Genomic DNA, 8,337 nt, shown 5'->3' on the forward strand with positions numbered 1-8,337 from the left:
CCGCCGGCCTGGCGGCCCTGCCCGCCGCCGACCAGGCCGCCGACCGCGAACTCGCCACCGCCGCCGCCCGCGCGGCCGTGCGGGACGGCGGCTTCGGCCGGTCCCAGGACACCCGGACCGAGGCCGCCCGGTTCGACCGGCTCGTCCGGCGTGCGGACCCGCTGGCCGCCGCCGACCTGGCCAGGCCCCGGCCGGTCGGTCGCCCGACGGGTGCCCGCCCCGCGTACACCGCGGCCGACCGGCCCGGCACGCTGCCGGTCCTGGACGCGGTCCTGCTGGAGTCCGGATCCGTGCTGGCGGCCTGCGGCCAGGCGGGCGTTCGGCTGCTCGCCGCCGACGGCCGCACCCGGGCCCGCTGGGACGTGCCCGCCGAGCAGCTGGTGCTCGCCGACCACGGTGGCAGCGCGCTGCTGGTGGCCCGCTACGGGCGGGCCCGCCAGATCGCCAGGCTCGACCTCGCCACCCGGACGGTCCGGCCCTGGGCCACCCTGGACGCACGGCAGCCGGTGTCCTCCTTCGACGGCCGCCTCCTGATCACCGCCGACCGGGACGGCATCGCCGTGCTGGACACCCTCGCACCCCGCCCCACCGTGGTCTGGCGCGAACTCGGCGACGGCCAGCGGCCGGCGGGCCCGATCGCCCGGACACCGGGCGGCTGCGCGGCCGTCGTCGTCTCCGGCCTGCCCGACGGCTCGCAGCTGACCGAGCTGTGGCGCTGGGACCTGCCGGGCTGGGAGCTGCGCTCGCGGCTCCGGCTGGACGCCGCCGCCGCCGACCCAGGCGGCTCGCTGGCGCTCGCCACCGCGGGCCTGCTCACCGGGCAGGTGCGGACGGACCCCTCCGGCATGCTCCTCAGCTGGACCACCGGGTCCCACGCCCCCGTCCGCGAGCTGACCTTCGAGGGTGCGCCGTGCGGCACCACCGCCGACGGCGACCACTGGGCGCTCAGCGTCCTGCCCGCGGACGGCTCGGGCCTGCTCGTGCACACCGGCTCCGACCTGCCGGCCGCCACCGTCCTCTTCCCGCAAACGGACCGGGCGACGGTCGGCATCCGCCGGCACGCCGACGCGGTGACCCTCCGGGAGCGTTCCGGCCGGGTCGTGGCCCTCTCCGCCGACGGTGCCACGCTGCTCGCCAACCTGCGCGTCACGGCCGGCTGAGGCGCCCGATGCCCCGCCCGATGACCCGTCCGAGGACGCCCCGATGACCCACCCGAGCAGCCTGCCCGCCGACGAGCATGACCGGTACGCGCTGTACCTGGACGCGTTCGCCGCCGTGCCCCGCGACAGCGAACTCGACCTGGTCGCCGCCGTGTTGCGGGACGAGGACCCGGTGATGGCCCAGGCCGCGGTGGTCCGGCACGTCGACCTGCGCGCCTTCGCCCTGCTCCGGAGCGACGACTTCGCCCCCTGGGCGGCGGCGCTGGCGGCCGCGGCCGGGGAACGGCCGTTCGTCGTCCAGCGCCTCGGCGAGTGGGCCCTCCTCTCGGCCATGGCCCGCGACCTCGACTGGGACGACGCCGCGCTCACCGCCGGTTCCAACTGGCTGCAGCTCGGTGTCGCCGAGACGGCCGGCTCCGTCCGGGCCCTCACCGTCCTCGCCGCCGACGGCCGGACCCGCCGCATCCGGAACATCGCCGCCTCCCGTCTGCGGGCCCTCACCGGCAGCCGGGCCGCGGCACGACGAGCTCAGGAGGGCTGAGCGGCCCGCGCCCCGCGCGCCGCGAAGATCCCGGAAGTTTTTCCGGCTCCGCCGTCACACACCGCCGATCCGCTCCGTCGAAGGGATGACAGCGCAAACGACCGAAGAGAGAAGGACCCGTCGTGAACGACGCCCGTATGGCCAACCCCGCCGTCGTCATCCCCGAGGCGATGCCCGCGATCCTGAGCGTGGCCAAGGCCGCCCGCAAGGGCGGGGTGCCCGAGTCGACCCTCGAACTCGTCCACCTGCGCGCCAGCCAGATCAACGGCTGCAGCTACTGCGTCATCGGCGGCGTGGCGAGCGCGAAGAAGAACGGCGAGACCGACGAGCGCCTGCACGCCGTCGCCGCGTGGCGGGAGGCACCGTACTTCACCGACGCCGAGCGCGCCGCGCTGGAGCTGGCCGAGCACGTCACCCGTCTCGCCGACCGCGCCGTGGTGCCGGACGACGTCTGGGACGCCGCGGCCGCGCACTTCGACGAGAAGCAGCTGGCCTCACTGGTCCTGTGGATCAGCCTGACCAACTTCTTCAACCGCCTGAACGCGACCACCCGTCAGCCGGGCGGTGCCACCTGGTGACGCCCCGGTCCCTTCCCTGACCGGCCGGGGCCGGGCGGGGCCGGGCGGGCCTCCACACCGCCCGGCCCCTCCACCCGGATCCCCTCCTCCGGGCGAACGGCATGCCGCCGGGCCGTCGTCATCGGCGGCAACCGGCGGCACCGTACGGGTTCCTAGCGGATCTTCACGGACTCCCCGACCGGGATGCGCGCGTACTCGGTGCCGCCCTTGAAGTTCAACCAGTTGTCGAAGTTCTCCTGGCCGAGCTCGTTGAGCATGGCGTCGTGGATCGGGAACGCCCGCTGCGGCCGCACCGCCCGCACGAAGTCCAGCACCTCGGAGAGCTTGAGCCACGGTGCGGCAGCCGGCACGAGCAGCGTCTCCACCGGCGACGGCGGGACGAACAGCGAGTCGCCCGGGTGGTAGACCGCGCCGTCGACGACGAAACCGACGTTCGCGCAGCCGGGCAGGCCGTCGTAGATCTCGGCGTGTGCCCCGCCCACGACGTCGACGGCGAACCCGGCCGCCGTGAACCGCTGCCCCGTCTCGACGGCGACCGCCGCGCCGCCCAGCTCGGGCACCGACTCGACCGCCGCCGACGGCATGTACGCCCGGAACGCGGAGTTGTGCCGGCTCGCCGCCACGAGCTTGGCGACATCGAGGTGGTCGGGGTGCTCGTGCGTCACCAGCACCTCGTCGACCCCGTCGAGGGCTTCGGCCTCCGAGAACGTCCCCGGGTCGATCACCAGCACCCGGTCGTCCGTCTCCAGACGCACACAGGCATGGCCGTACTTGATCAGAATCATCGGATACCTCCGTGGATACCCCTGGCTTCAGCCGGGGGAGGAAACGGATCTCCCGCGATGGGGGTACCCCCGGCCGAAGGCTGGGGGAGGGTCAGGGGAAGCCGTATTGCCGTCAAGGCGGTATGGCGTTGCGGTAGGTAACTACCTGTCACGTGGTCACAAGTAGGGGTGTTAGTGTGTGATCCATGGCGACCACCCAGGTGAAGCGGGCGTTCAAGTACCGCTTCTACCCGACCGATGCGCAGGCAGCTGAGCTGTCGCGCACGTTCGGGTGTGTTCGCAAGGTGTACAACCTGGCGTTGCAGGCCCGCACTGAGGCGTGGACGCTGCGCCAGGAGCGGGTCAACTACAACGCCACCAGCGCGATGCTGACGGCGTGGAAGAAGACCGGGGACCTGGCCTACCTCTGCGAGGTGTCGTCGGTTCCGTTGCAGCAGGCTCTGCGCCACTTGCAGGGGGCGTTCGCGAACTTCTGGAACAAGCGGGCGAAGTACCCGACGTTCAAGTCCCGGAAGAAGTCCCGGCGCTCCGCCGAGTACACGTCGTCCGCGTTCCGGTTCCGGGACGGCCGGCTCACGCTGGCGAAAATGGACCGGCCGCTGGACATCGTGTGGTCGCGCCCGCTGCCCGAGGGCAGTTCGCCGTCCACGGTCACGGTGTCGCAGGACGCGGCCGGCCGCTGGTTCGTCTCGATGCTGTGCGACGACCGGCCCGTGATGCCCGCACCGGTCAACGAGGCCGTGGGCATCGACGCCGGCATCACCAGCCTGGTGACGCTCTCCACCGGGGAGAAGATCACCAACCCCAGGCATGAGCGCAAGGACCGCGAACGCCTTGCCAAGGCGCAGCGCGGCCTTGCCCGCAAGGCCGAGGGATCGAAGAACCGGGACAAGGCACGGCTCAAGGCTGGCCGGGCGTACGTGCGGATTGCCAACCGGCGCAGGGACTTCCTGCACAAGCTGACCACTCGACTCGTTCGTGAGAACCAAACGATCGTGATCGAGGATCTGACCGTGCGGAACATGCTCAAGAACCGCACTCTCGCTCGTGCCGTCTCGGATGCGAGCTGGACCGAGATGCGGTCCATGCTGGAGTACAAGGCCGACTGGTACGGGCGGGAGCTGGTGGTCGTGGACCGCTGGTTCCCCTCCTCCAAGCTGTGCTCGGCCTGCGGCACCCTCCGAGGGAAGATGCCGCTCAACGTCCGGACATGGACGTGCGACTGCGGGACGACCCACGACAGGGACGTCAACGCGGCAAAGAACATCCTGGCCGCCGGACTGGCGGTTGCAGCCTGTGGAGACGGTGTAAGACCTCAACGGAACACTCCGGGCGGGCAGTCGTCGGTGAAGCAGGAAACATCCCCACCGCAGCGCACACGCGCAGCGGCTCAGCCGCGAGGCTGAGGGGAATCCCCCTCGTTCACGAGGGGGAGGAAGTCAAGCGCTCACTATGGCAGCAGCGGTCGATACCGGAGGCCGGTTCGACTCACCCGGTCCGACTGTCGGCCGGGTCAGCGGGGCCGGTCGGCCGGGGAGTCCGGTCGGGGCCGCATCAGTTCCAGGTCCTCGCCCCAGGCGTCCAGCACCGCTGCGTGGCTGGCGGCCCGGGCAGCCGCCTCGACCCGGGCGAAGAGCCGCTGCTGCGGTGCCACGTCGCCGGTCGCGGTGATCCGGGCGACCGTGTCCAACAGCCCGGTGCTCTCCCATCCGGGCAGCGGGAACCGGTCCAGCTCCCAGGCCAGGTACTTGTTGTAGGGACGCGGCCGGCGGTCCAGGGCGAAGAGCAGGTCGAGCAGGAATCCGGCACTGGCGGCCGCGTCGAGGTGGCCGGCGAGCGGGTTCCCGTCGCGGTGGTTCTTGACCGAGCGGTAGACCGCGTTGGCGTAGGCGTCCAAGAGGGCGGCGGCGGACCGGCGTGCCTCGTCGGCGCCGAGCCGCCCCGTCGCGGCGACGATCCTGGTGACCTCTCCGTCGCTGCGGTCGACCAGCACCCGGGAGCGGGCGATGGCGTACCGCTCCCAGTCGGCGGGCCTGCGGAACCGTTCGAGGGTGGTGACGACCAGGTCGAGCCGCGCGGAGCGGTAGCCGTCGAGCGCAGCCAGTTCGCTCCGCACGTCGTCGGCGAGGATGACGTAGAGGTCATGGTCGGAGTGACGGGTCGTCATGCCGTCGTGGGCGCGGGAGCCCTTGAGGACGAGCCCGACGACGGCCGGGTCGGCCTTCGCCTCGGCGACGAACGCCGTGAACTCGATCGTCACGCCAGCTCCTTGCCCATCAGCGTGCACATCGTCTCGTACCGCCGGAGCGAGCCGTCCTCGGCCTCCACGTCCCAGGAGTCGAGTTCGCGGCCGAAGGCCCGGTAGCCCAGGCGTTCGTAGCGGGCGCGGGCGCGCGGGTTGCTCTCCTCGACGCCGAGTTCGGCGCGGGTCAGGCCCCGGGCGCCGATCCGCTGCTCGGCGGAGCGGATCAGCAGCGTGCCGATCCCGCAGGACTGGAGGGCCGGGTGGACGCCGAGTTGCCAGAGCGTGCCGGCTCCGGGCCTGACCGTGTAGTCGATGCCGCCGACCGCCACCGGGAGTCCGGCCGGCGTGCACACCGCCAGGTAGTCGATCTCGCCGGCGTCGGCGCGGCGGATCTGGTGGACGAGTTCGCGCACGTGCTGGGGGGAGCCGGCCCAGCTGCAGGACGGCAGGTCCGTCTCGGTGAGGCCGCGCACCGACAGGTGCAGCCTGATCTCGGTCATCGCGGCATCCCTTCGACTCCGACAGTGGCCGTTTCCCATTTCAGCAAGCCGCTCCCCGTGCCGTCCACGGGGTTTCGGACCGGCCCGGACGTCAGCCGGAAGGGCGTGCGGTCGCGACCGGGACGCCCTCCGGGCGGCCGGCCAGCAGCGCGGCGAGGTGGTCCGCGCAGCGGAGGGCCGCGGTGGCCATCGCGCCCCTGGTCATCCCGGCGACGTGCGGGGTGAGCAGCGCGTTCGGCAGGCCGAAGAGCGGTGACGCGAAGGCGGCGTGTTCGTGCGCGAAGGTGTCGACGGCGGCCGCCGCGAGCGGGTGGGCGGGGTCGCGCAGGGCCTCGGCGAGCGCCTGCTCGTCGACGATGCCGCCGCGGGCGGTGTTCAGCAGGACCGAGCCGGGGCGCATGAGGGCCAGCTCCGCCCGGCCGATCAGGCCCCGGGTGTGCGGGGTGAGCGGCAGGTGCAGCGAGACGACGTCGCTGGTCGTGAGCAGTGCGGCGAGCGACGGGGCCCGGTGGACGGGGGTCTCGTCCGGTGCCTGGGGCCCGCTCGGGCGGTGGGCGAGGGCCTGCACCTGCATGCCCAGGGCGGCGGCCCGTGCGGCCAGCGCCCGCCCGATCCGCCCCAGTCCGGCGATGCCGAGGGTCAGTTCGGACAGTTCCACCGCAGGGGCGGCCGGTGTGCGCCAACTGCCCAGGTGGGAGGCCTCGTTGTGAGCGGGAAGGTCCCTGGTCAGGGCCAGCAGCTGGGCCAGTGCGAACTCGGCCACGGCGGCGGCATTGGAGCCGGGGGTGTGGGTGACGGTGACGCCGAGGCGGCCGGCGGCGGCCAGGTCGACGTGGTCGGTGCCCGCCCCGGCCCGGCCGACCACCCGGAGCCGGTGCGTCACCGTGGGGCCGGTCGCCGCCTCCAGGAAGGCGGCGCGCAGCGGCACCCCGGCACGGGACTTGACGGCGTGGTAGCCGCGGCCGTCCCGCACCGCCTCGGCGCACAGTGCGGCCTCGTCGAAGGGGTCGAAGTCGGTGAACCCGACCCGCCCGGCCCAGGCGGTCCGTACGGCGGTGTGGTCCTCCACCCGCCGCAGGTTCAGCGTGACGGCGAGCCCGTGGCCGAGCAGCCGTTCCAGCTCCCGGCCCAGCAGTTCACCGGGGGCCGCGTCCACCAGCAGGACCCGGGGCCGTTCCATGCGCTCTCCTCACCCGGCCCGGCCGTCCCCTGCCGCAGCCGCTATCATGTAAGGCATGAATGATAGCAGCGGCACTTACAATGTCCGGTCCGGCGTGCCCGACGTGGCCACCTTCCGCCACCTGCGCACCGCCGCCGGCCTGAGCGATCGCCCGGCCGCGGCGGTCGCCGCCGGCCTCCCGCACACCTGGTACGGCGTGACCGTGCACACCGAGGACGGTGACACCGTCGGCATGGGCCGGATCGTCGGCGACGGCGGCTCGGTGTTCCAGATCACCGACGTCTGCGTGCTGCCCGACCACCAGGGCCGCGGCCTCGGCGGGCGGATCATGGCGGGCCTGACCGCCGAACTGGAGCGCCGCGCCCCGGCGGGGGCCTACGTCTCGCTGATCGCCGACGGTGACGCCCACCGCCTCTACGCCAGGTTCGGCTTCACCGGGACGGCCCCGCACTCGGTCGGCATGCACCGCCTGGTCTGAGACCGGCACCTGCGATGCTGGCCGGCATGAGCAAGCAGGAGTGGGCCGCCCTGTCCGGGATCGAGAAGGCTTTCATGATCAACGCCTTCGAGATCGACATCCTTCCGGGATTCTGGAGCGATCTCGACGACGAGGACCGCGACCGGCCGCACGACGAGATCGCCGGCATCCTGCTCGGGCTGGTCGACCGCGGCTGGGTCGAGGTGCGGCGGATCGCGCCATGGATATCACCGACGGGTCAGAAGGGGTACCAGCCAGGGGAGCTGGTCCCGCGCGACCGGCTCGCGGCGGTGCTGGCGGACGAGACCGGCTGGGACTACCCGGAGAGCGGCGACTGGACCGGTGCGCTGACCCTGGTCGAGACCGAAACCGGGAGGAAGATCTCCCGCCGCTCCCCGGAGGAGATCGACTGAGGGCGCCGGCACGTACCCTGAACGCCGTGCCCCGCCATGCGAAGAAGCCCCGCCGGCTGGTCGCCGACGGGCGGACGTACCTGTACGCGCTGCGCCACCACCACCGCGCGCCGGACGGCCGGCCGGTGGAGTGCCGCCAGACCCTCACGGTGTACCCGCAGCCCGCCGGAAGCGGCGGCCCGCTGCGGATCGTCTTCGCCGACGGCCCGGGCCGGTACGTGCCGGGCGGCTACCCCCTGGGCTCCGGGGACGTGGGCCGCACCCGGGGCGCCTCCCTGAACCTGCACGAACCGGGCGCCGTGCGGGCCCTGCTCGACACGGCGCTGGCCCGGGGGTGGCAGCCGGGCGGGCGGGCGGTGGAGGTCGACGGCTGGTCCCTGCTGGAGGAGGCGGCCGCCGCGCGGGAACGGGGCGCCGCACCCGCCGCACCCGCCGCTCCCGGCGACGACGGGCCCGG

General features: G+C 73.3%; 11 protein-coding genes. 7 read left to right on the top strand and 4 right to left on the bottom strand.

Going from position 1 to position 8,337, the window contains the following annotated elements:
* The 3 genes from ABZ885_RS31105 to ABZ885_RS31115 all read left to right on the top strand — a co-directional run.
* Window positions 1–1,160, top strand: a 1,160-nt coding sequence (locus tag ABZ885_RS31105; protein WP_360195913.1) for a hypothetical protein, incomplete at its 5' end; no start/stop codon positions are given.
* Window positions 1,161–1,203: 43 nt separating this feature from the next.
* Window positions 1,204–1,701 (top strand): hypothetical protein, encoded by a 498-nt coding sequence (locus tag ABZ885_RS31110; protein ID WP_360195916.1) that lies wholly within the window; start codon window positions 1,204–1,206, stop codon window positions 1,699–1,701.
* A gap of 137 nt (window positions 1,702–1,838) precedes the next feature.
* Window positions 1,839–2,279, top strand: coding sequence for a carboxymuconolactone decarboxylase family protein (locus tag ABZ885_RS31115; RefSeq protein ID WP_360195942.1), 441 nt, complete (start codon window positions 1,839–1,841; stop codon window positions 2,277–2,279).
* A 152-nt stretch (window positions 2,280–2,431) separates the two neighbouring features.
* Here the strand turns inward: ABZ885_RS31115 and ABZ885_RS31120 are convergent, their stop codons facing one another.
* The gene (locus ABZ885_RS31120; protein ID WP_360195919.1) at window positions 2,432–3,064 is read right to left on the bottom strand and encodes an MBL fold metallo-hydrolase; all 633 of its coding nucleotides are present in this window, start codon (window positions 3,062–3,064) and stop codon (window positions 2,432–2,434) included.
* Between the two features lie 185 nt (window positions 3,065–3,249).
* Here ABZ885_RS31120 and ABZ885_RS31125 point away from each other — a divergent pair, with 185 nt between their 5' ends.
* Window positions 3,250–4,470, top strand: coding sequence for an RNA-guided endonuclease TnpB family protein (locus ABZ885_RS31125; RefSeq protein ID WP_360195922.1), 1,221 nt, complete (start codon window positions 3,250–3,252; stop codon window positions 4,468–4,470).
* A gap of 107 nt (window positions 4,471–4,577) precedes the next feature.
* Here ABZ885_RS31125 and ABZ885_RS31130 read toward each other — a convergent pair whose 3' ends face one another.
* From ABZ885_RS31130 to ABZ885_RS31140, 3 genes are all read right to left on the bottom strand, one after another.
* Complete coding sequence (locus ABZ885_RS31130) at window positions 4,578–5,324, bottom strand: hypothetical protein (RefSeq protein WP_360195924.1); 747 nt, start codon at window positions 5,322–5,324, stop codon at window positions 4,578–4,580.
* Window positions 5,321–5,809, bottom strand: coding sequence for a GNAT family N-acetyltransferase (locus ABZ885_RS31135; protein ID WP_360195927.1), 489 nt, complete (start codon window positions 5,807–5,809; stop codon window positions 5,321–5,323). Before ABZ885_RS31135 ends, ABZ885_RS31130 begins: the two co-directional genes overlap by 4 nt.
* A gap of 91 nt (window positions 5,810–5,900) precedes the next feature.
* Window positions 5,901–6,989 carry an NAD(P)-dependent oxidoreductase gene (locus ABZ885_RS31140; protein WP_360195930.1) on the bottom strand — a complete coding sequence of 363 codons (1,089 nt, stop codon included), beginning with the start codon at window positions 6,987–6,989 and terminating at the stop codon, window positions 5,901–5,903.
* A 55-nt stretch (window positions 6,990–7,044) separates the two neighbouring features.
* Between ABZ885_RS31140 and ABZ885_RS31145 the strand changes: the two genes are divergently transcribed.
* The 3 genes from ABZ885_RS31145 to ABZ885_RS31155 all read left to right on the top strand — a co-directional run.
* Window positions 7,045–7,467: a GNAT family N-acetyltransferase gene (locus ABZ885_RS31145; RefSeq protein WP_360195933.1), complete on the top strand. Its 423-nt coding sequence runs from the start codon at window positions 7,045–7,047 to the stop codon at window positions 7,465–7,467.
* Between the two features lie 26 nt (window positions 7,468–7,493).
* Window positions 7,494–7,880, top strand: coding sequence for a hypothetical protein (locus tag ABZ885_RS31150; RefSeq protein ID WP_360195936.1), 387 nt, complete (start codon window positions 7,494–7,496; stop codon window positions 7,878–7,880).
* Window positions 7,881–7,906: 26 nt separating this feature from the next.
* A partial coding sequence (locus ABZ885_RS31155) for a hypothetical protein (RefSeq protein ID WP_360195939.1) occupies window positions 7,907–8,337 on the top strand: 431 nt, incomplete at its 3' end.

The organism is Kitasatospora sp. NPDC047058, from assembly GCF_040643935.1.
GTDB lineage: Bacteria > Actinomycetota > Actinomycetes > Streptomycetales > Streptomycetaceae > Kitasatospora.

What these genes read in the sequence shown, in the direction of transcription:
- ABZ885_RS31140 (WP_360195930.1), bottom strand. Translation starts at nt 6,989, where the DNA reads ATGGAACGGCCCCGGGTCCTGCTGGTGGACGCGGCCCCCGGTGAACTG.
- ABZ885_RS31135 (WP_360195927.1), bottom strand. Translation starts at nt 5,809, where the DNA reads ATGACCGAGATCAGGCTGCACCTGTCGGTGCGCGGCCTCACCGAGACG.
- ABZ885_RS31120 (WP_360195919.1), bottom strand. Translation starts at nt 3,064, where the DNA reads ATGATTCTGATCAAGTACGGCCATGCCTGTGTGCGTCTGGAGACGGAC.
- ABZ885_RS31150 (WP_360195936.1), top strand. Translation starts at nt 7,494, where the DNA reads ATGAGCAAGCAGGAGTGGGCCGCCCTGTCCGGGATCGAGAAGGCTTTC.
- ABZ885_RS31110 (WP_360195916.1), top strand. Translation starts at nt 1,204, where the DNA reads ATGACCCACCCGAGCAGCCTGCCCGCCGACGAGCATGACCGGTACGCG.
- ABZ885_RS31125 (WP_360195922.1), top strand. Translation starts at nt 3,250, where the DNA reads ATGGCGACCACCCAGGTGAAGCGGGCGTTCAAGTACCGCTTCTACCCG.
- ABZ885_RS31145 (WP_360195933.1), top strand. Translation starts at nt 7,045, where the DNA reads ATGAATGATAGCAGCGGCACTTACAATGTCCGGTCCGGCGTGCCCGAC.
- ABZ885_RS31115 (WP_360195942.1), top strand. Translation starts at nt 1,839, where the DNA reads ATGGCCAACCCCGCCGTCGTCATCCCCGAGGCGATGCCCGCGATCCTG.